A 22,457-nucleotide genomic window follows, 5' to 3' on the forward strand; every position below is an offset into this window, starting at 1 on the left:
TATGCCCGCCAGAGGTGGGATCATCTCTCGAGGGATCAAAGACCGTGGCGCGACGCTCATGCGCCGCCTGTCTTTCGAAAATGAGCCAAGCCGTGCGTAGAATGCCGACCACGTTCAGGAAAGAGGTCAGGATCAACTTGGTTCTCACCATTCGACTTTCATCCTTTCCCCGCCGGACGTGGATGGTGCAGTCGCGCCAAAGAACTTTTCCCGACGAGCCTGTGCGAGATCCTTGTCAGTCTGCTCGGTCTGGAGCCAGGTGCCCATCATGGTCATCTGTTGTGAAACGAGCCCGCGCATTTTCTGCATCTGCGCGACTTGCTGCGAAGCGATTTCGTGACCGACCTGGAGCGCCTTCATTTGCCCGTCGGCGGTCTCGGACATCGCGCGCAGCGTTGACATCGTGTTTTCCTCGCTGTCGAATTGATCGGCCGTGAGACTTGCCGCCTTCAATGTGCTGGCGATCGTGTCACGGTTGGTATCTGACCAAGTTTGATACGTGGATGTGAAGCTGGCTGCATTCGGAAGGTTGGTCTTGAGGTTGGCATAGCTCTGGAAGCGCTGCTGCAAGACATCGTCGGCATTCCCCATCGAGAACGATATGCTTTGCCCCTGGTCAACAATGCTGCGGAGCCGATTGAGGTCGCTTTCGACCTTTCCCCACATGTAAGACGGCAGTGTCGCCGTGTTCTGGAGAAGGTTCTGATAGATGTTCAGCTGGGTCTCGATCTGTTGCGCAAGCTGGCTGATCTGTGTCAGCTGATTCTGAATCTGCTCGCCGGATTGACCGACGAGGGAAACCAGTTCGCCGTTGTTGAGGACCTGAGTCCACTCGGTTGCTGCGTCGGTGGCGGTGCCAGCTTCGGCCTGCGCCACGGTAGCAACTCCGATTGCGAGGGCGCTTAAGCCCGTCAGCCATCTACTCGAAATTGAGCTGCGATGCGGCATCGTGAACTCCTCTCGTGTTCAGCCAATGGATCGGCCAGTCACGGCCGTGTTCGGCAATCAGCGCCCGGATGCGTTTTAGGTCGTCCTTGCCGGAAGCCCCGACGAAGCTCAACGCGACGGGGCCAAGCGTCATATCGAACAGCCGCCGGCCCTCTGGCGTGGCGACGTAATATTCGCGCTTTTGGGCTGCGCCCGCGACGATATCGATCTGGCGCTCGTTAAAGCCGATGCGCTCATAGAATTCCCGCGTTCCCGGCTCGCGCGCAGCACCGTTCGGAAGGCAGATTTTCGTCGGGCAAGATTCCTTCAAGACGTCGATGATCCCCGAGCGCTCCGCGTCCGAGATCGATTGTGTGGCGAGAACAACGGCACAATTCGCTTTGCGCAGCACTTTCAGCCACTCGCGGATCTTTGCGCGAAAAACGGGGTGACCGAGCATCAGCCAAGCTTCGTCCAACAGGATCAGGCTTGGAGAGCCATCGAGGCGCTTTTCGATGCGCCGGAACAAGTAGGTAAGCACCGGCACTAGATTGCGCTCTCCCAAATTCATGAGGTGATCGATCTCGAAGGTTTGCAGCGCGCCAAGCGAAAGGCCATCCTGCTCGGCGTCGAGCAACTGGCCCATCGGACCGTCGACCGTGTAATGGTGAAGCGCGTCCTTGATCTCGCGTATCTGGACCCCAGACACAAAATCTGAGAGCGATCGGCCCGGGGCGCTTGCCATTAAGCCGACCTGCCGGGAGATGGCATTGCGATAATCAGGCGAAACTGTGACGCTTTGCAACGCGATCAGCATCTCGATCCATTCGCTCGCCCAGGCCCGGTCCGCATTACTTCCGAGTTCGGAGAGCGGGCAGAAGGCAAGCGCCTTCCCCTCCCCTTCAGTGTCTCCGCCAATTTCGTAGTGGTCGCCGCCACCTGCCAACGTCAACGGCAGCAGTGAGTTGCCTTTGTCGAAGGCAAAGACCTGGGCGTTCTCGTAGCGTCGAAACTGCGCGACGATCAGCGCCAGAAGGGTCGACTTGCCGGAGCCCGTCGGACCGAACACGAGGGTATGTCCAACGTCGCCGACATGCAGGTTCAGGCGAAACGGTGTGGAGCCGCTCGCCACCTGCATAAGCGGCGCTGAATTTGGCGGATAGAATGGACACGGCGCGATCGGGCTACCTGACCAGACCGCATTGAGCGGGATAAGATCGGCCAGATTGTTGGTGTTGATCAAGGGCTCGCGAATATTGCAGTACCAATTGCCCGGCAGGCTACCAAGATAGGCATCGGTGGCGTTGAGCGTTTCGATCCGCGCTCCGAAGCCCTCGGCCTGGATCAGCCGTCGGATCGCCTCCGCCTTCTCCTGGAGTGCTTCGCGGTCGTGATCGAACAGCACGATCACCGGCGTGTAGTAGCCGTAGGCGACCCGCTGCGACGAAGCCTGTGCAATTGCGTCCTCGGTCTCGGCCACCATTGTCATGGCGTCCTGGTCAACGGACCGGCTTTGCGTCTGGAATAATTGATCAAAGAAGGGCCGGACCTTCTGCTGCCATTTCTTCCGGGTGCGTTCGAGCTTCTGTCGTGCCTCCTCGGCATCGAGGAAAATGAAGCGCGACGACCAGCGATAGGTGAGCGGCATCAGATCCAGGCTGTTGAGGATCCCCGGCCAGCTTTCCGCCGGCAACCCGTCGATTGCGACGACCCCGAGAAACTGGCTCTCGATCTTCGGCGTCAGCCCATGCTCGAGCTCGGCAGTCGCGATCCAGTCGAGGTACATGGGAACGTCGGGAAGCCGGATCGGGTGGCTCTCGCCGGTGATGCAGAAGCGAACGAACTGCAGCAACTCATCGTACCGTGCATTTCGCGTCCCGCCTCGTTCCCTGACAACGCGCGTTTCCATCCGACGGATCGAAAGGTTGTTCGCCAGATACTGCTCGATTTCCCGAATGGCGTTTTTGAACTCGAAGAGCACTGTGTCCGCATAAGACTTCTTGCGGCTTTCCTCGTCCGAATAGATGTATTTGCTCAGTGCCGTCTTCTTCGACTCCAGCGGCCGGTAGGTGAGAACGATTGCGTGCTTGCTCTCAAAATGTCCATGTTCGCGCGCAAAATGCGCCCGGCGCTCGGCGTCGATTGCCCGTGTTACCGGATCGGGGAAATGGCACCGATCGTCGGATGGGTAGTCCATGGTCGGAATGCGGATCGCCTCGACCTGGATCATCCAGCCGCTTCCGAGCCGAGAGAGGATCGAATTGATCTGCCGCGACAGCTCGTTGCGCTCGAGAGCGGTCGCGCTTTCGGAGTCGGGGCCGGCAAAGTACCAACCCGCCATGAGACTGCCGTCCTTCAGAAGCAGAACGCCGTTATCGACAAGACCGGCGTAAGGAACGAGATCGGCAAAGGATGGGCCTGTGGTCCGCAAACGTTTCAGAGCTACCATGGGCGCCTCCTCAGTATCGGCGCCAAGGCGAACTCGTCGCCTTGTAGGTGGGCCTGTAGGAAATGTGCCGGATGTAGACCTGTCGCATTAGTGGGTCGGACTTCGCCATGATCCTGAGAACCCCGACGACCAGGATCCAGACGGCGACACCGAAGATCGCCGAATAGATTGTGAGGACGACGAAGATTAGGATCACGGCCGCAAGTCCGGTGAGCAGCACCAGTTCGCGATCCGCTCCCATCAAAAGATTTGAACGGGAAAGAGCCCGGTGGATGAGATTGCGTTGCAATCCGGTAAGCGACTCAGCCATCGGCCGCCTCCCCGCCCGCAGGCGGGTTGAGCTGTTGTTTCGCCAATCCAATTGACGCACCGGTCGAACCGAACAGACCGACAATCTGAGTCGCACCGAGAAGGATGCCGGCAACGAGCACGACGTAGACGAGACGTCGCGCAAAATCGTTGAGCTCGCCGCCAAAGATCAGCATGCCGCCCGCTATCGCCATTGCCGCGAGCGCAATGGCGCCCGCAACCGGGCCGGTGATCGACTCCTGGATTTGCTGCAGCGGTCCTTCCCAAGGCAGACCACCGCCCGAGGAGCTGGCGAGAGCCGGACCAAATGAAGCAAGCACGACCGGGGCCGCAAGGAGCGTGATGGTGACGAGGGAAACTTTACGCGACATGGCGCGCCTCCTCTTCTTCGGTGAACTGGCCGGACTCAGTTTCGTATTGCCCCCCAGCGAACCGTTCGACTTGAATCACGTCGCGGACGCGCCGACCGCGCGGCGTCCGCTCGATCGAGATGATCAGGTCGACCGCCTCGCCGATCACCTCTTGCATCGGCTGCTGACTTGCTTCCGCAGTTAATTGTTCCAGTCGTCGCAGCGCCGACATGGCGGTGTTGGAGTGGATTGTCGCGACGCCGCCGGGATGGCCGGTGTTCCACGCCTTGAGCAATGTGAGCGCAGCGCCATCGCGGACCTCACCAACGACTATGCGGTCAGGCCGAAGCCGCATCGTGCTCTTCAAGAGACGCCCCATGTCGACGGTATCACTGGTGTGCAGGAGAACGGCGTTTTCAGCCGTGCACTGAATCTCGGCGGTGTCCTCGAGAATGACCAGACGGTCTTCCGGCGCGGATTTGACGATTTCGTCGATCACCGCGTTCGCGAGCGTCGTCTTGCCGGAACCTGTTCCTCCCGAGATGATGATGTTGAGCCTTGCGGCGATGGCGCTTCGGATCGTCGATGCGTGATGTTCGCCCATCACCCCGGACCGGATGTAGTCGTCGAGCGGGATGAGCCGCGACGCTCGGCGCCGAATAGTGAAGGCGGGCTTGGCCACCACTGGAGGCAGCAGCCCTTCAAAACGGTGGCCGCCGATCGGCAATTCGCCCGAGATGATTGGTTGCTCGTCGTCCACCTCCGACTGAAGGGCATGAGCGACGGTTCCGATCACCATTTCCGCGGCCGCCGAGGACATTTCTCCGGCCGGGGCAACACCGTGGCCCAGCCGTTCGATAAAGAGCTTTCCATCGGGATTGAGCATGATATCGACGACCGCCGCGTCCTCGAGCGCGATGCAGAGTTGATCGCCAAGCGCCTCCTGAAGTTTGCGCACGAGCCGGGGATGAGAAGGAAGCTGGGTCAAAGTGGTCTCCGTTACGCTTGATGACTGCAGGCGGTGAGGTTGGATTGGTAGTTCGGCGGCCGTAACCTCAGGAAGGTCTCAGCGTTTGCTGGCAGCGTGCCTGCGATGGCGGTGGTGGCACCGATCTTCTCCGGCTGCCCCAGGCGCTGGAGAGGCCATTCGACGCGAGCAAGAATTCGCTCGAACCTGATATCCGTTACCGTAACGACTTCGGTGAGACCGCCCGCCAGGCACCATTCTACGATGCCGGCGAACATGGTCCGCGTTGCCTCGTGAACCGAACCGTCTCCCCTCCCCTCTTCGAGGGCGGTGTCGACGCAAAAGCGAGAGCTCTCGACCATCAGGGGATGAGCGTTCAGGCGGCCTTTTGGGAGCAGCGATGGAAATACGTCTGCCAGCATGGTCGGTCCCATCGCAGGCAAAAGGCGCGCACATCCTGCAAGTCGTCCAGCCGCGGTGACAGCCAGGATGTAAGTCGGGCCGAGAGCGTCAAACCCATCTGCCTCGCAGTCGTCGACCACTTCCACATCCCAATTCAAGCGAGTGGCAAAGACCGACGCACGTAGCCTATGATGGTCCTGAACCAGCTGCGCTTCGTAGCAATTTTTTGGTGTCGAGATCGCGAATACCTGCATGGATTTCTCCGTCGTTGTTAGGCGACGGGAACTCAGCACGAATCGGAATCGGGCGTCAGTTGTCGAATCCTACAAGGTTTTTTGTGAGTGAGTCGCGGCAAGGAGATCACCGCCTTTGCCGAAGTCTTCTGCTTTTCGCCGAAATCGCCGCGGGCACATTTGTAGGATTCACAGTAAAACATACCGTGAACCCGTCGGTGCCGCGGCCTTGCTAAGCTTCAGGCTCTAAACGGAAATATCCATTTGCTCTACGTTTCGGGCTTCTCCGCGTTAACCTTTCGTTAACCTAAAAGCCCTTGCTGAAAATGCAGAATCGGCTCTAATAGCTAGTGGCGGAACTTTACCGGTTTCGCGAAAAATTCCGCCACTTGCAGGAAATGGGTTTTGAGATGGCGAAGACCGCAGCAAAAACAGCGCCAGTCGTCGAAGGGTTGACCGCATTGATGGAGCGTCATGCCGACGCTCTCTCCAGCCAACTTCAAGCCCATCATCTCAAGGTCTTCCCGCCGACGTCCGAAAAGGGCATTCGATCCTTTGCACCGTCAGAAGCCTCAAAATTGCTTGGCATCGGTGAGTCTTATCTTAGGCAAACTGCTTCGGAAATGCCTGAATTGCACGTTAGCATGAGTCCCGGCGGTCGACGCACGTTTACGATCGAGGATATTCATTCAATCCGTAAGCACCTGGACCTGATTGGCCGCGGGAACCGGCGCTACCTGCCCCATCGTCGCACGGGAGAGCAGCTTCAAGTCATCTCGGTGATGAATTTCAAAGGCGGCTCGGGCAAGACGACGACGGCCGCGCATCTGGCACAGTACCTGGCAATGCGTGGCTACCGAATTCTGGCGATTGATCTTGATCCCCAAGCAAGCCTTTCCGCACTCTTCGGCAGTCAGCCAGAAACTGACGTTGGTCCGAACGAAACACTCTATGGCGCCATCCGGTATGATGACGAGCAGGTCCCAATCGAGCAGGTTGTCCGAGGAACGTACATCCCGGATCTTCATCTAATTCCCGGCAATCTTGAACTGATGGAGTTCGAGCACGACACCCCCCGCGCGCTTATGAACCGGAAGGAAGGCGACACGCTTTTTTACGGTCGGATCAGTCAGGTCATCGAAGACATCGCGGACAACTACGATGTCGTCGTTATCGATTGCCCTCCTCAACTTGGCTACCTCACTCTTTCGGCTCTGACTGCCGCAACCTCGATCCTCGTCACCGTCCATCCGCAGATGTTGGATGTAATGTCGATGAACCAGTTTCTGGCGATGACCTCGAATCTCCTTCGGGAAATCGAGAATGCAGGCGCCCAGTTCAAGTTCAATTGGATGCGCTACCTCGTCACTCGTTTTGAACCGAGCGATGGCCCGCAGAACCAGATGGTGGGCTATCTGCGTTCGATCTTCGGCGAAAATGTCCTCAATTTTCCGATGCTCAAGACGACGGCCGTTTCGGACGCTGGTCTGACAAATCAAACCCTCTTTGAGGTTGAGCGCGGACAGTTCACGCGCTCAACCTATGATCGGGCCTTAGAGGCGATGAACGCCGTCAACGACGAGATCGAAACTCTGATCAAAAAAGCATGGGGTAGAACCACATGAGTCGGAAGCACCTCCTTGACGTCTCCACGGACGCCCCCGACAGCTCATCAGCTGCTGAACACAGAGCGGCAAAGACTCGCTCCATGCCGCTTCTCGGCGTGACCAGAAAAGAACGAGATCCAGCGACGAAGCTGACTGCAAACATCGGTAACGCGTTGCGCGAGCAAAATGATCGTCTTGGTCGTGCCGACGAGATCGAGCGGCGTCTAGCCGAAGGTCAGGCCGTGGTTGAACTGGACACGTCGTTAATTGAGTCGTCCTTCGTTCAGGATCGTATGCAAGGTGATATCGAAGGACTTCTTGCATCCGTCCGCGAGCAAGGACAGCAGGTCCCAATCCTTGTGAGACCTCATCCCGTTAAACCCGGGCGCTACCAGGTTGCCTTTGGACACCGCCGGCTGCGCGCCGTTTCGGAGCTAGGACTGCCGGTCAAGGCGGTTGTTCGGGACTTGACGGACGAGCAGTTGGTTATCGCACAGGGTCAGGAAAACAATGAGCGCGAAGACCTCACCTTCATCGAAAAGGCACGTTTCGCACACAAGCTAAACAAGCAGTTTCCACGAGAAATCGTCATCGCGGCTATGTCAATCGACAAAAGCAACTTGTCGAAGATGCTCCTGCTTGTCGACGCCCTCCCCTCTGAATTGATCGATGCCATTGGCGCCGCTCCAGGCGTTGGACGCCCAAGTTGGCAGCAATTGGCAGAGCTGGTTGAGAAAGCATCGTCTCCGGGAGGCGCGGCGAAATATGCGGCCTCGGAAGAGGTGCAGGCGCTGCCGTCGTCAGACCGGTTCAAGGCGGTGATCGACCATTTGAAACCGCGTCGGATTGCGCGCGGGTTGCCAGACGTCATGTCGACCCCCGATGGCGACAGGCTTGCGCAGGTCACGCAGAGCAAGAGCAAGGTCGAAATTACCATTGACAGGAAAGCCACGCCGGATTTCGCGGCTTTCGTACTCGAGCATTTGCCGGCGCTCTACCAGGAGCATCGCGCAACGCATCAACGGAAACAGGGAGTGTAACCCGCAAAAGAAAAGAGCTCCCTCAACGTCGCCGTCGTGGAAGCCCTTCTGTCTCTGTAGCAAGAACAGAATCGCATTTCCTCGAATCCTCGTCAAGAGTCTTTGGCGCCGTTTTGGTGAGCGAATTTCGTTTGCCTGGTGAAAGGTGAGAGACAATGCATTCGGGGAATGTGACGACGCCGTTCGGGCGGCGGCCGATGACGCTTGCGCTCGTGCGGCGCCAGGCGGCAATAGAGATCAAGCATGGAAAGATTGCCGATAAGTGGAAAGTGTTGAGAGACGCTTCCGCCGCGATGGGACTGCTCGGGATCCAGTCGAACAGCCTGGCCGTTCTTGACGCACTTTTGAGCTTTTATCCTGACAATGAGTTGCGTCAGGACGCACAATTGATTGTCTTCCCGTCGAATGCTCAACTGGCGCTTCGGGCGCATGCAATGGCGGGCGCAACGTTGCGGCGGCATATAGCTATCCTGGTGGAGTCGGGGTTAATCGTCCGTAAGGATAGCGCAAATGGCAAGCGCTTCGCCCGTAAGGGCGACGATGGCCGGATCGAGAACGCTTTCGGCTTCGACCTGTCGCCCCTGCTGGCGCGATCGGAAGAGTTGGCGATGTTGGCGCAAAGAGTGGCGGCCGAGAGAGCCTCTCTCAGGAAGGCCAAAGAGAGCCTTACCATTTGCCGGCGGGATGTTCGCAAACTTATCACGGCTGCAATGGTCGAGGGCGCAGACGGCGATTGGCAGACGACCGAAGATATCTACGTTGCGCTCGTGAGCAGAATTCCGCGTGTTCCGACCCTTGAAGGGGTCACTAGCGTTCTCGATGAAATGTTGATGCTCCGTGAGGAAGTGCTCAATCGATTGGAAAACCTTGAGAATAATGAAAAAATTAGCACCAATGCTGCTCGTATCGAGCAGCACATACAGAATTCAAAACCCGAATCCATCAATGAATATGAACCTCGCTCCGAAAAGGAGCAGGGGGCAAAGGCTGGCTTGAGCCATCAGCCGAAGAATAAATCGCAAAGGGCGTTCCCATTGGAATTGGTGCTCAAGGCGTGCCCGATGATCAGCGACTATGCGCCACGCGGCGTGGGGAACTGGCGAGATCTGATGTCTGCCGCTGTGGTGGTTCGATCTATGCTGGGGGTAAGCCCTTCCGCCTACCAGGATGCCTGCGAGGCGCTAGGACCGGAGAACGCGGCGGTGGCAATTGCGTGCATCCTGGAAAGGGCTAATTTTATCAACTCCCCTGGAGGCTATCTGCGGGATCTAACGCGCCGGAGTGAGCGCGGTGAATTCTCGCTTGGCCCGATGTTAATGGCGTTGTTGAAGGCCAACGGACAAGGTGGTTTGAGGGCTGGGTAGGTGCGGCTGATCGTTATCCTGCCGCTGAGGATTTCGGTTGTGGTCAGCTGACCACAGAGCTAACCCCTTGGAAGACGCTGATTTTCGAAGGCGGCTTGTCGGAGGGACTGTGTGCCGGTTACCGTCGGGCCCTGAGCTAAATGACGCCTCTTAGGGGAACAGTAGACCGTGACCTCAATACGAAGTCGCTCCAAAGTCGAGCACAAACAAGCCAGGAGCGAAGTCTTCGCACGATTCAGTAATTCATTGGAACCGTCGCGGCGAGCAAATCGCAAGGTGGCCTGCTGCGCCGGCTAATCGCGAATGCGCGATGGCGCCGAAGGAATAGGACGCAAACAATAGGAACAAATACCTGCTGCTATCCGCAGAGGCCCCGATCCTGGTCGAAGCGAAAGCCGATGCCCGCTGGTAGCTGGATTTCGTTCACGACCAGTTCACTTGCGGAAGGCGGTTTCGCGTGCTCAACATCGTCGACGATGTGACGCGCGAATGCCTGGCGGCGATCCCGGACACCTCGATCTTGCGTCGTCGCGTCGCTCGAGAGCTGACGACCCTCATCCTATGCGCGGCAAACCTGGAATGGTCGTTTCCGACAGGCACCGAACTCACCTCAAATGCCATCCTTGCCCGGTCGAAAGATCATGAGGTCGAGCGGCACTACATCGCGCCGGGAAAGGAGATGCAGAATGGCTATGTCGAGAGCTCCAACGGCTGCATGCGCGACGAGCTGCTCAACGAAAGCCTCTTCTTCGGCCTCGATCATGCCCGAAGTGCCATTGCCGAATGGGCCGACGATTACAACCAATTCCGGCCGCACGCATCGCTCGGATACCAGACCCCGACAAATGATGCCGAAATAACCGCCGTAACCGCGCCATTTGGCCTACTCTAAACCGCCGAGGCTCTAATCGCCGCCGGATGAGGATTGAGCGCCAGCCAGCGGGTCCAGTGATCAAGGTTTTTCCGCCCGACCTGCTGTCGTGGGCCAACTGGCAGGGAGTTTTTTGGAGTAAGACGCCCCGCCAACAGCTAGTTTTCCAGTGGTCAGCTGACCACAGCTCCAACACTTTGAAAAGAAACGACTTTTCAGACGCTTCTATGAACGGTGCACGACCCGCTCCTCGGGGCCACCTTTCACAAGGTCAGCCATCGAGATAGGTACCGTCCTGTCGCCGCCATGGGTTCGCAGGTTTTGATGGGCAATTTTGATCGTAATGACCGCAAAGATCTCATGACATTCTAAGGTCACGGTTGACTGGGTAGAATGGCCGCCAGCCTTCTATGCGGCTGGTGTAGTAAGGTCAGTTGATGCACGGACCCGATCGAGCAGCTTCGTGTTGTGCGCCCAGCATGGGCGCACTCTTGTGGGTGGAAGTCCCTACCGTAAGTTGGTCATGGCGAGCGAAGCGAAGCGCAACTGAGGAAGGGCGACCAACCGTGAGGAGGAAGCGTGGATCGAAACTGAGGGCCGATGAACAAGAATCGGATATGGCGGTGCCGACCAGGGCGAGCGGGCAAAGAACGGTGAAGCTCTCTTGACCAAGAGGCGGTGGCGTAGATCCGGCGGTCGGGCAGTGAAGGAGTGCGCTCTTACCTGGGGAGATCTCGCCTCACGCCAAAGGGCGACGGTGTCGAGCCTGAGCGAGAAGCAGAGGCCGTAGTAGTGAGCACGGAAGTGCGGACGAAGGGCCGAACGAGCGAAAGGGAGAACCGCTGGTTATCTGATTTGAACGGTCTCTGATGGTCGCGTCAGCGAAGCTCGCCGATCTGGCAGGTAGGGTGAAGCTCGAAGGGCCACGGCAGCGAGAAATGAAATCCGCCGCACCAGGATAAGCAACGCCATGCGTCAGGCTGGGAGAACTGCGATCCTGACGACTTCAACTGCTCCAACCGCCCGGTTGCGGATCCGGATGCCGGGTGGCTGGGAGGGAGGAGCCGAGGCAACAGGCTCCCCCTATCCCCATCAAGCGACCAATGACAATGTTTGTCACGACTGAAAGCAGACATTAGAGCGTATCCGGATTTAGTTGAATCGGAAGGGATTCCGTTTTTGGCTGTTTTGTGATTCAAGATGCTGGCTGGAGTGGAGGCCAGCATCGGATGACTCGACCTCTTTCAAATGATCTTCGCAAGCGTGTTGTTGATGCAATCGAAGCCGGCGAGAGCTGCCGGTCGGTGGCGGTGCGGTTCGGTATTGCCGTGTCTTCAGCGGTGAAGTGGTCTCAGCGCTACCGTTCGAGCGGATCTGTCGCGCCTGGGAAGATGGGCGGCCACCGCAAGCGGGTTCTTGAGCCGTACCGAGCGTTTATCGCCGAGCGGATCAACCAGACGCCGCATGTGTCACTGAACAGGTTGAAGGAAGAACTGGCCGCACGAGGGGTGAAGGTATCCCACGACACCGTATGGCAGTTTCTGCGGCGCGAGGGACTACGGTTCAAAAAAAACACTGTTCGCCCTTGAGCAGGCGCGCGCTGACGTCGCGCGACGGCGACAGCGCTGGCGATCCTGGCAAGCTGGCCTCGATCCAAGCCGGCTGGTCTTCATCGATGAAACCTGGATCAAGACCAACATGGCGCCGCTTCGAGGCTGGGGGCCGAAGGGCAAACGGCTGCGCAGCTTCGCCCCGCACGGACATTGGCGCACCCTGACTTTCCTCGGCGCGTTGCGCTGCGATCGGCTCACCGCGCCTTGTGTCTTCGATGGACCGATCAACGGTGAGTGCTTTCGCGCTTATGTCGAACAGCAACTCGTACCAGTGCTCAAACCCGGCGATATCGTCGTGATGGATAATCTCGGCTCCCACAAGTCGGTCGCCATCCGTCAGATGATCCGCAACGCTGGTGCTCGGCTCTGGTACCTGCCGCCATACTCCCCCGACCTTAATCCGATCGAACAGGCTTTCGCCAAAATCAAGCACTGGATGCGCCTGGCTCAGAAGCGAACCATCGATGACACCTGGCGCCACATCGGACACCTCGTCACAACCATCGAGCCCAGCGAATGCAGCAACTACTTCGCCAATGCCGGATATGCTTCCGTGAAAACCTGAAACGCTCTAGCTTGTAATCTTTGCAACGCTTCCGCGAGATGCTTCAGGACGATGACCTCCCAGGCTCCGAGGACAGTCGGAACTTGCTGGTCGCGAAACAATATGTTTGCAGATTTTGGCCGTAGTCATTCTTGTAGAAATCATAGCTGCCGGCGTGGACAAAGGCCCAACCGAATTGTCGACCATCCTCGAAAGAACGCCGAAACGCTTATGGGATTTTGAATGAAACAAACACTGTCTGACTGGGTCCTAGCTCGCGCCCGAATTCTTCGTGCGGCCGAGATGGATTGGCCGCGAGGGGAGGGGGCCGTTATCGGCTTTCAATGGCGCCGTCGAGGGTCATGGCCCGCGCGCCTCTACGGAACGTAATCGCCGCGGCTGAAACCGCAGCATGTTCCGAGGGAGGGAGGGCGAGCAGGGGGAAGAAGCCGCCTCCGCGGTCGAGGATGTAGGCGCTGAGCCGAAACTATGGAGCGATAGCGACTAGCGGTCCTGGCGCTGCAGATCCCCAAAGCCGGACCTGCAAGCTATGCCGTCGAATAGCGGCAAGAAGAAACACCCTGCCATCGGTTGCCGGATGAACCGTGCCCTCAGCGGCGAATGAGGCCAAACCGGTGGGCTTCGTCCAGCAGGACCCGCACCGAGGACGGTTGCCACTTCTTGCCGCCGCGGACAGGCCGTTCTCCCATCTGGTCCAGTTGCGCGGCGATGTCGCGCAGCGACAGATTGGGATCGGCAATGGCAATCGCTGCCACCAGCTTCATCAGGTAGTCTTCGGGAGCGCGGCGAGGGGACCGAGCAAGGAGTTCCTTCTCCGCCAGCTTTTCGCGGACCATGCGATGAACAGCGCGACGAAGGCGTTCGACGGTCCAGTCGTGGCCACGGCGATTGAGCACCCGCACGACATTGTCCCAACTGTGCTGCGGCCGGAGTTGCCGCACCATCGGCAGCCACGTCTGCGCCGATGCAATGAGTTCATCAAGATATAACTTATGCCGTGCTTGCGAGACTGCCTTGATCGCCTCCGGCCGTCGTTCTCGCAGACCCGGATTTCCAGGAAGCTTGCCGCGCGCCTTCGCCGCCTTAATGCCGGCTTTGGTGCGCTCGGCGATGAGCGCCCGCTCAAGCTGCGCGACCGCGCCGAGGACCTGAAGGGAAAACATGCCCTGTGGTGTGGACGTATCGATCGGATCGCGGATCGACCGGAAATGGACGCCGCGTTCTTCAAGGTCCTCGATCACCTGCAACAGATGGCTGACCGACCGAGCAAGGCGATCCAGCCGGACAACAACAAGCACGTCGCCGGCGGCGAGCTCGCCGAGCAGTCTCGTTAGGACGGGCCGTGCCCGTGAAGCACCTGATGCTTGCTCCTGAAAAATCCGCTCACAGCCGGCGGCGCGCAGCTCGTCCATCTGCGCATCATGGACCTGATCATCAGTCGAGACGCGTGCATAGCCGATAAGCCGTTTGGGTGCTGACGATGGATTGGCGCCTGGCCGTTTTGCCATGGTTTTCTCACGGGTATTTCAGGTGCTTTGTACAGATAAGGAATGCGTGAGAAAAGGAGTAGTTGCAAGCGTATTTTAGGCATTGAATAGCGGCCCGTCAGACTCGAAATGCTACCGCCGACGAGCAATGGAGCGTCCGCAGTGGCAAATGCGCGTCAGCGGGCTTCCAGGGCGGAAATGCCGGAAAAACAGCGGCTTTGGTGATGGCTGCGGGCGGAGAAGCCTGCTCAAGGGCGCCGGCGCTCAATTCCGGAAATGAGGACCAGCCATGTGCACCGACGGCGGTCGCCGAATTTTGCGATGACTGAGTCCGGTCATCCCGGCCGAAATCACCTTGGAAGCCCGGAAAACAAGGCGTTCGGGGATCCGGGGCGACCGACACACTGATTTGCGGCTCCAAATCCGATAAGCATTACTTATCGGAAGTGAGACGCCTAGCCAGCAATAATGCCCACTAGCGAACCCTAAGATACATATAGAGTTCCTATAAGAAATCGTTTACCATAAAATCAATGGCTTACGACTTCGGCAGATTGGCAATTTCGAGTCTTTTGGAACCGGCGTTTCGCGCCGGTATCGCTTTCACACGTCTTGACGAGCGGATCGCCCGTTCGCCGGTCGGCGCCGGCTGGATCGAACGATCCCACTTTACCGACGCGTGTGCGTCGCTCTGGATCGACGGCGAACTTGTTCACCTCGAAGACCTCGTTCTCCATGACGACACCCGCGATATTCGCACACCCACCCATGAACTGACAATCGCCGGCGACGTGCTGCGCACCCGGCGGCGCATTGCCGCGCAACCACCGGTCTGGGCACTGTCGCCCGACGGCATTCGCGCGCTCAGGCAAACCTCGGATGTGACATCGGTCAGCGCCGATGATGCTGAGCGGGGCGCCGCGGCCAAGCGGCCTGTCGCCGTCGAGCCGATAGGGGAGGGGGACGATGCTGACAGCGGCGAAGGCCTCCCCGGTGTCGACTATGCCGCCATTGATGCGGTACTGGCCCGGTCCGAGGCGGCGATCGAGAGTGCCACCCGACCTGGCCGTGGCAGCGGGTCGGAAAAAGATCCGATGATCTATGACCTCGACTGGGATGAGGATGCCCGGTTCGAAGAATGGCGCGGCGTGTTGCGACAGGCCGAGCACCTGCCGGCGGTGCTGCAGGCGATCGTCGCCCTCGATGCCTGGAACGAGATTTTGGTCCTTCAGCACGCACCTTGGCTCGGCCGATTGTTTGCCTCCTCGATTCTGCGGCAGGCCGGCATCACCACCGGTGCACATCTCGCCGCCATCAGCCTCGGCCTCAAAACCATCCCCGTCGATCGGCGCCGGCATCGCGATCGCGAAACGCGGCTGCTGGCCATCGCCCACGGGCTTTTGTCGACCGCGGATATCGGCATGAAAGAACATGACCGGCTGGTGCTGGCGCGAACCCTGTTCGAGCGGAGGCTGGAGGGGCGACGCGCCTCCTCGAGGTTGCCGGAACTGGTAGAGCTGGTCATGGCAAAGCCGCTGGTATCTGCCGGCATGGTGGCGAAGACGCTTGAGGTCACGCCGCAAGCGGCGCGGCGGATCGTTTTGGAACTGGGGCTGAGGGAGATGACGGGGAGGGGGAGGTTTCGGGCATGGGGGATCGTCTGATCCAGTGCGATACGGTTATGACAAAGCGACAGAGCTCAGGTTACTGTTTGCGACATCGATGGAGAGAATGTAGGCGGGAATTAAGGGCCCCTTATGTGGGATGGCTACGCCTAATTGAGCCAAGAGTTGCGCCAGCCGGCTCAAGAAGATGCTTCCAACCCAAGCGTAAAGGAGATTCGCTTTGGCTTGACGTCAAATGCCGTCGACGTTCCAGATCGATTGATCTGAACAGATTTTTGTATCGCAAAGCGTAGGGCAGATCGACTTGGCCCGCAAAAGCGATAAGACCCAAGAGGTGCTGGCGTAACCCTTCGACAGACGAGAAGCCGCGGTTAGCTGCGTGCGCCCTAGGTCCAACGCCTTCATGCAGGAGAAAATGCAGATGCATCCTCATTTTAGCACGAAATTCTCGGGTCAATTTCGGTTTTGAACCGTCTACCAGTAGCCCTAATACCACCTTGCGTGCACCAGGTGGTACTATCAGAGTTTTGCTAGTGTTAGGTGCTAGGCCGTAAAGGCCCAACGCGGCGTATATCTCTCCGACCAACTGGATTGAACGTTGTCGGCCAAACGTCTTATCGGTAGTCGACAAAATAATATCATCTGCATACCGCGTATAGCGCACCCCGAATTTCTCAGAGACGCCCTGAAGCTTCTCGTCGAGAGCCCTCACTGCAAGGTTTGCGAGCATCGGACTAGTGGGAGCCCCTTGAGCCAAGGTTCCCATGATCCTGCTATTGTATTCTCCAATGCCGTTGGGCGTTCGCATGCTGCTACGCCTGTTACGGGTCGCTATGCTTCCCTTTTCACGATGCACATCGCGCAGGCGTGTGCAAATTCTAGCGAGCTCGAGGGCCGTGAGAGGTTGATATCCTCTTTCTAGAAAGACCCGGTAGACGTCTATCTCGGTTATGGACTCAAAAAAATCGCGCACATCAACCTTGATTAGCCATTGCGCGCCCCGGTGCTTGAAAGCGGCATTGAAAAGCTTGCTTTCCGGTGCAAATGCCGAACTCGCTGGGTGGCAGGGCGCCTTTTCAAGAATCTCAGACAAGATCCAGCGCAAAAGGCTCATAAGCTGAGGCTCGGGAACAGCAATGAATCGCAGTCTAGGGGATTGGTTCGGGACTGGTCGTTTTCGGATCGTGAATTGCCTGTAGGGGTCTTCGCCTTCGCGTGACACGAGGCTCCGTAGATACTTGACGCTTTGGCCGCTCAGATGAGCGAGATGACCCAAAGTTAGAATTGGCGGGCCTGACGATTGGACCCGAAGGGTTTGCTCGGCGATAATCACGGCATTATTGAGTATGTCGGCATCAACGCCCGCCAGTTCGCCAGCTCTTACAAAGCGTTGAGAGTTCCACGCCATCTACTTTGACCCCCATAGGGTTTCGTTGATCGAGACGTAAGCGAGACGTGCGCTGCGGCGGCCATGGCCGTACGTTTCGATCAAGGATATCATCAAGCGGACGCTTGATCGCGAACACGTCGTAATCGACGGCCCAGGGCCCGAAGGCCCATCGGTGCCAATCCTTTCGAATCGACATCCACTAGACATCGCGGGGAACCCTCAACGATTTTGGAAAGTAGTACCCATTTCTTGATTTTGGAAGCTGTTTAGCTGCGGAGGGCAGTGCCAGCCTGTGCAAAACGAGGCGGCCTCGATCTGTCAGCTGGTTATGGCCGTCAATCCAACTCAAGTCTCTCAGTTTCAGAAGTGCCTCATTAACGTCAAAGAGATTTAAGCCAAGTCGACCGGAGATGGCTTCGGGAAGCCTTGGCCCTCGCTGCAAGGCAGCCAGCACAATGGCCTCAATTGTGATCGGTTGAGCGGGTTCGCTGGCCGATTGCAGCCCGACCGCGGCTTCCAATCGCGCTTTCTCTGCGACAGATCCAATAGCCAGTGGGAACGGTGATCCCACGTCAACGGTCACCCTTGAGGGGAATAGCGGCTTGCTCCTTTTGAATTTCTCCCAAAATATTGCCGGCGCGTTGTTCGGCATGGAATGGGAGAAGGCGATGAGCGAGCCTGTTTGACCATAACCTAGAGCTACCTCAGCCAGTCGCTTGGGCACGTACTTTTGGCAAAAAGCTTCAATCTCCGCAGCTTTCGACGGTGGAAACACTGATCGAATTGTCGGGCACACTACCGCTACGTGAACCGTAGGCTGACATGGGTGGTTTCTTACACGTTCGATGCCATCTGTTGTCCCTGAAAAGGCTATCACATCAAAGGAAAGACCAGCTGCTTCGCGACGAGACCACCAGCTTCGCACGGACCGGACCCGCCAAGCAGCGTTGAGAAAGTCATTTATTCGATCCCCCGAACCGATAAAATCCGTGGCTAGTACGAAGCGTCGAACCTTCCTCTCCCGAATGATCTGAGCGCCGGGGCTCAGGAGAACGTCTCGCTTATGCAGTTTCTGGAATTGAGTTAAGATGTTCGCGGTCACGCCCTCACTGCCAATCTGTTCTCCGATGTATCGTTGGCGCGGCACCAGGGCTGGACCGACCTTGTCCTCCGCCCGTAGCGTTTTCCCGACCTTCGTTTCTTTGAATAGGCGGTGTGGCTTGCCTTTACGTTTCGCACGTTCCGTCTCGTTGAAAAGCGCCAGTGGAAGTTCGCTCTCGGTAATTTGTCTTTCCAACAGCTCCATCATGGCTTGCCGAAACTCGTTGGCGGAAACGAGTTTCAGTAGGGACAGAAGAAGTCGAGCGTTCGCGCGATCCGCTTCGTCGAACCTCTCCAGCCAAGCAATGACTCGGTTATTGTCTAGGAACTTTTGTGTCACTATACCTCCACTACGCGGTCCACCGGGTTCGACAGAAAAGACAAACTCGAACCGCAATAAAAACGGGCGGGCTAAAATAACTTAGCTGTTTTCGCGATGCTGTGCTCTCAAAGTTCAGTAAGGTCTGTCCGGCAACCAGCTTGACTGAGATGAGCCCGAAGTCGTGCGATGCGGCTTTTCGGAACGGCCAGAGCCAAAAATCTCTGTGCACGTGACGCAGCAACGTACAACTTGCGGGCATCCTCTTCCCAGCGGTCAGCGGGCTTACCTTCAAGATGATCTAGTATCCCCCCGGCCGACCTGACAGTGAGAACTACACATACCGCCGGAAATTCCATCCCCTTTACGGAATGAATGGTTTGAGCAGGCGGGGCTTGCAAAGGCGGTTGAGATAGAGCGATTGCAAGACCTTTGTTCTTGCGCAGGCGCTGCGAGATCGACCGCTCGCCCTTCAGGCCAGGCGCGAGCACCGTTCTTGCTCTATCCAACCAGCTGTCTGCCGTATCGCTTTCGAGAAAAGCGAGATCGTTTGCGATGGAGATGATTTGCGGTCGCCAGCGGCCATCGTCCAAGCCTGCCTCCGACATATGGGTGTGATAAGCGCCGATTGACGAAATATGCTGTTGAACGAAAAGCACCGTCCGATGCAAATTCGTGAGACCCTCGCGTCGATTACCAACAGCAAATGCGAACTGATACTTCATGATCGCTTCTGCGAGCAAAAGGGTCGCGTCTTGACTGTCGGTCGGCGATGGAAGGCCAATGGCGTTGCCGGCGCTAGCTCTCGTGGCGGCAATGACGGGTGATCGCGAATGTGTAATTCCAAGTCGCTCTATAAGGGCGTTGAATGTGGAGCCGATTGTGCTCGGTACCTTGAGCCCTGAATAAGAGATCAGATGAACTAAAGCCTGTTCGTTCTTGAAGGGGCCAAGTGCTTCATCTGGTGGGAGGGCTACCTTTGACGGGCGCAGAGCTACGATGGCTCTACAGATACTTGGTGAGGAGCGAAAGTTACCCGACATTGAAAGCTGCTGGTCGCCGGGGAATTTCGCGCAGAATTTTAAAAGCTCATCGGTGACCCCACCTCTAAACCGGTAAATTGATTGGTTCGGATCGCAGATGACTTTCACTGCAATTCCAGACTCTCTCAGCCATTCGATGATGCTCAAGTCAGTAGGGTTGCAGTCTTGCGATTCGTCGACGATCACCTCTCCAAAGCGTGCTGCTAGCACGGCGCCCAGGGTCTTTCGAAATTCACTGTTCTCAAGCCGCGCCGCTACGATCGTCCGGACATCATCGAAATCGATCAAGCCTTTCCCGAGTGCATTTTTCTGCATTCTCAGCGCTCGGGTTTCCCATGCTGTTATGTTTCGGGTATCGACGTCAAACCCATCATCTTTCGCAAGATCTTCGTCTACTGCGCCCGTTGATCGGTCAAAAATTTCAAAAGGAAGCGACTGAGCCTTTTCAAAAGGAACGACTTCCCATTGACCCTTGTCCGGGACGAGCGTTGGTTTCGCATCGGTTCCGATTATGCCGAATGGAACGATGAAAAATTGCCAAAGGAACCGGTCAAATGTCCCGATGAAGCTTGGAAAAATCGGGTGCGGCAGGACGTTGAGTGCCTTTAATCGAGCTTCGAGTTCTTCTACCGCCGCGTTCGTAAACGACAGAAATGCGATCGCGCGAGGAGAGTTTCCGTCCCGCAAGACATGCCGGGCTCGTTCGACAAGCGTGCGCGTTTTGCCGGCCCCGGGACAGGCAACGACGAATGCAGAGCCGGGGCATTTAATTACGGCCAACTGCTCTGGTGTGGGAGAGTAAGAATTTTCGTTCACGCGACGACCGCTTCGATAGCTTTCTTGATATAGGCGGGGACCTTGAACGGTTTCCCCTCTTCAATTTCCTTTGCCAGGAGTTGAGCGAAATCGCCTTTTCGGGTGGATTTGAAGATCTTGTGGACCGCTTTAGCGCGTTCGTCGCCCGATAGCGCGGTGGCTTTGTCCCACTTCTTTGCCGACTTTGGATGCAGCTCAAGATAGACTGTTCGCAGAATATCAATATTGCCTGCCTCGATGAGTTCGGTCTCAAGCGAGTAAGTGCTGTTGATGGCCTCAAAAAAAGGCTTCGCACCCAACTTGTCGGCTATCTCTGTGAAGGCTTTTTGTCTTCGCTCTCCTGGGATCAGCTCAGGCTCGAGCGAGGCTCGTTCGGCCGCCGTGTCTTCATCCTCGTCACCGTCATCCTCTTCATCATCTGGGGCCAGCCCTTTATCACCGTCGGTAAGAACGACCACGCGTTCAGCGATCCTGGCATCGTTCAACGTCGTAAGGAGGAGCTTCACGTAGGGTTCAAAATCAACCCCGTCGATCGCAACGAAAACGGCCGACATAAAAAGCCGCAGCTTTTCCTCATGGCCATTGAGGGTGTGCATGCGTGCGATAGCGGGAAGCAAAAGTGCTTCCGCGATCCCTTCGACGAGCAGCACTCGCCCCCCGAAAAGCAGTGCCGCTTTGGTTACATCGAGATAGCGGTCGACTTTCCGGCGGTCGACGCTATTCAAGGGGAGCTCACACATCGGTATGACACGCGATGATCTTCTGACCGCTGCAGCGGTGATCGTCGCCTCCACCACGGTTTCGGAGGCATCGCTCGATTCGTCCGATAGCGCCGACCCCGCACTACCCTCAATAATCGCCGCGTCTAGCTGCGGTCCATGATCAGATGTTGTTACGGTGGGTGAAGATTTGAACAACACGAGCCGTTCGCTCGATACCCAAGCGGAAAGGTTTGGGGAGTGAGTTGCCACAACGATTTGTATCTCGCCCGCAAAAGATCCGTCTGTTGGCTGAGACTTGCGAGATAGCTCTGCTTGGTCGCGCAAGAAAGAGAGAACCGCTGCCTGGAGCTGCGGATGCAGATGGGCTTCTGGCTCCTCAACAAGGAAAAGCGTCAAATCGGCGGTGCGGACCTTTTCCAGCTCGACGGCGATCGTGGCCATGAAGAGTAGGTTCGCGTAGCCGTGACCCGAGTATCGCAGATCCTCAGGATTTACACCGTGGTCAGCCAAACGAAACCGCAGGTCTCTTGCAATGTCGATCAGGGACTCGTCCGAAGCGAAGCCGATCGATGCAGACTGTCGGCGGACACCCGATGTAAGAGCCTGAAGTCCTTTCTCCACAGCGCTATCGACCTTGCTCAAAACATCGTGCCGCGGCGTACGCGCCAGTTCTTTCGCTAGGGCCTCGGGTGAAGAGCCTTCCAGGAAATGCTTCAGGAGGGCCATGATCCTGGTTGGATTTCCAGACGCAAGCGAACGTTTTGCGTCTCGCAGCGGCGGCAGATACACATGTCTTATAGTATCGTGGCATCCCGGCTCCGGGCTGTTTCCGGGTCTCCCACCCCAAAGTGATGGTTTCGGATACGTCTGATCCTTGTCGAACGTCAGTCCGAAAGCGGCCTTGTTCAAAGAGGCATCGGTTGCTACTGAAATCATTCGGCCCTGCTGCGCCGTCGTCAGTTCTTCGAATTCGCCGACGACCTCAAAAAGCGAACTTGTGCCTTGGAAACGAACATCCGTAGTCTCGCAATAGATCTCTCTTCGGCCTCCGAGTGGAGCAGTCAAAAGGCGCATCGCATCGATGGCATTGCTTTTTCCGCCATTGTTCTCGCCGACGAAAACGGTGAGATCGGGCTGAAGTTGTATCGCAGACTGTTCAAAGGAACGAAAATTTTGAAGTTTTAACGTCTTAAGAAACATCGATTTGCTCCATTTTACCAATCATACGAGGGGTTTGGAGACTTTTCGACAATGAGA

General features: G+C 57.3%; 15 protein-coding genes and 2 pseudogenes. 6 read left to right on the plus strand and 11 right to left on the minus strand.

Annotation, left to right across the window (positions count from 1 at the left end; all coding sequences use genetic code 11):
• Positions 1-144: 144 nt before the first annotated feature.
• From trbJ to traI, 6 genes are read right to left on the minus strand one after another with little or no spacing between them, the layout of a single operon-like run.
• Positions 145-948 carry a P-type conjugative transfer protein TrbJ gene (gene trbJ, locus GGI60_RS26010; RefSeq protein WP_183919322.1) on the minus strand — a complete coding sequence of 268 codons (804 nt, stop codon included), beginning with the start codon at positions 946-948 and terminating at the stop codon, positions 145-147.
• On the minus strand, positions 920-3,376 hold the full coding sequence (locus GGI60_RS26015) for a conjugal transfer protein TrbE (RefSeq protein WP_183919320.1): 2,457 nt from the start codon (positions 3,374-3,376) through the stop codon (positions 920-922). Before GGI60_RS26015 ends, trbJ begins: the two co-directional genes overlap by 29 nt.
• Before the next feature lie 10 nt (positions 3,377-3,386).
• The gene (locus GGI60_RS26020) at positions 3,387-3,686 is read right to left on the minus strand and encodes a conjugal transfer protein TrbD (RefSeq protein ID WP_088396717.1); all 300 of its coding nucleotides are present in this window, start codon (positions 3,684-3,686) and stop codon (positions 3,387-3,389) included.
• Entirely contained in the window at positions 3,679-4,056 is a 378-nt protein-coding gene (locus GGI60_RS26025; RefSeq protein ID WP_088396718.1) for a TrbC/VirB2 family protein, read from the minus strand. Before GGI60_RS26025 ends, GGI60_RS26020 begins: the two co-directional genes overlap by 8 nt.
• Positions 4,046-5,023 (minus strand): P-type conjugative transfer ATPase TrbB, encoded by a 978-nt coding sequence (gene trbB, locus GGI60_RS26030; protein ID WP_183919318.1) that lies wholly within the window; start codon positions 5,021-5,023, stop codon positions 4,046-4,048. Before trbB ends, GGI60_RS26025 begins: the two co-directional genes overlap by 11 nt.
• A gap of 11 nt (positions 5,024-5,034) precedes the next feature.
• Positions 5,035-5,658, minus strand: coding sequence for an acyl-homoserine-lactone synthase TraI (gene traI, locus GGI60_RS26035; protein WP_183919316.1), 624 nt, complete (start codon positions 5,656-5,658; stop codon positions 5,035-5,037).
• A 389-nt stretch (positions 5,659-6,047) separates the two neighbouring features.
• Between traI and repA the strand changes: the two genes are divergently transcribed.
• The 5 genes and pseudogenes from repA (at position 6,048) to GGI60_RS26060 (ending at position 12,697) form a co-directional block, all read left to right on the plus strand.
• Positions 6,048-7,262: a plasmid partitioning protein RepA gene (repA, locus tag GGI60_RS26040; protein WP_088396768.1), complete on the plus strand. Its 1,215-nt coding sequence runs from the start codon at positions 6,048-6,050 to the stop codon at positions 7,260-7,262.
• Positions 7,259-8,284, plus strand: a complete 1,026-nt coding sequence (repB, locus tag GGI60_RS26045) for a plasmid partitioning protein RepB (protein ID WP_088396721.1) — start codon at positions 7,259-7,261, stop codon at positions 8,282-8,284. Before repA ends, repB begins: the two co-directional genes overlap by 4 nt.
• A 155-nt stretch (positions 8,285-8,439) precedes the next feature.
• Positions 8,440-9,648, plus strand: coding sequence for a plasmid replication protein RepC (repC, locus tag GGI60_RS26050; protein WP_088396722.1), 1,209 nt, complete (start codon positions 8,440-8,442; stop codon positions 9,646-9,648).
• A 361-nt stretch (positions 9,649-10,009) separates the two neighbouring features.
• Positions 10,010-10,540, plus strand: a pseudogene (locus tag GGI60_RS26055) (integrase core domain-containing protein); the annotation flags it as partial.
• A 1,208-nt stretch (positions 10,541-11,748) separates the two neighbouring features.
• A protein-coding gene (locus tag GGI60_RS26060) for an IS630 family transposase (RefSeq protein WP_097622115.1) occupies positions 11,749-12,697 on the plus strand; the annotation gives its coding sequence in 2 pieces (ribosomal slippage) (positions 11,749-12,084 and positions 12,086-12,697; 948 coding nt in all).
• Between the two features lie 590 nt (positions 12,698-13,287).
• On the opposite strand, the gene GGI60_RS26065 is transcribed toward GGI60_RS26060, so the two are convergent.
• Positions 13,288-14,205 carry a recombinase family protein gene (locus GGI60_RS26065; RefSeq protein ID WP_088396723.1) on the minus strand — a complete coding sequence of 306 codons (918 nt, stop codon included), beginning with the start codon at positions 14,203-14,205 and terminating at the stop codon, positions 13,288-13,290.
• 503 nt (positions 14,206-14,708) lie between these two features.
• Between GGI60_RS26065 and GGI60_RS26070 the strand changes: the two genes are divergently transcribed.
• Positions 14,709-15,848, plus strand: coding sequence for an RHE_PE00001 family protein (locus GGI60_RS26070; RefSeq protein ID WP_183919331.1), 1,140 nt, complete (start codon positions 14,709-14,711; stop codon positions 15,846-15,848).
• Between the two features lie 91 nt (positions 15,849-15,939).
• On the opposite strand, the gene GGI60_RS32815 is transcribed toward GGI60_RS26070, so the two are convergent.
• The 4 genes and pseudogenes from GGI60_RS32815 to GGI60_RS26090 form a co-directional block, all read right to left on the minus strand.
• A complete protein-coding gene (locus GGI60_RS32815) occupies positions 15,940-17,217 on the minus strand; it encodes a reverse transcriptase family protein (protein ID WP_409527279.1) in 1,278 nt (425 codons plus the stop codon).
• 181 nt (positions 17,218-17,398) lie between these two features.
• On the minus strand, positions 17,399-18,640 hold the full coding sequence (locus GGI60_RS26080; protein ID WP_183919314.1) for a hypothetical protein: 1,242 nt from the start codon (positions 18,638-18,640) through the stop codon (positions 17,399-17,401).
• Between the two features lie 107 nt (positions 18,641-18,747).
• Positions 18,748-20,478, minus strand: a complete 1,731-nt coding sequence (locus GGI60_RS26085; protein WP_183919313.1) for an ATP-dependent helicase — start codon at positions 20,476-20,478, stop codon at positions 18,748-18,750.
• A gap of 446 nt (positions 20,479-20,924) precedes the next feature.
• Positions 20,925-22,400: pseudogene (locus GGI60_RS26090) on the minus strand (ATP-dependent nuclease); the annotation flags it as partial.
• Positions 22,401-22,457 lie beyond the last annotated feature (57 nt).

The organism is Rhizobium lentis (assembly GCF_014200175.1).
Taxonomy (GTDB): Bacteria; Pseudomonadota; Alphaproteobacteria; order Rhizobiales; family Rhizobiaceae; genus Rhizobium; species Rhizobium mulingense.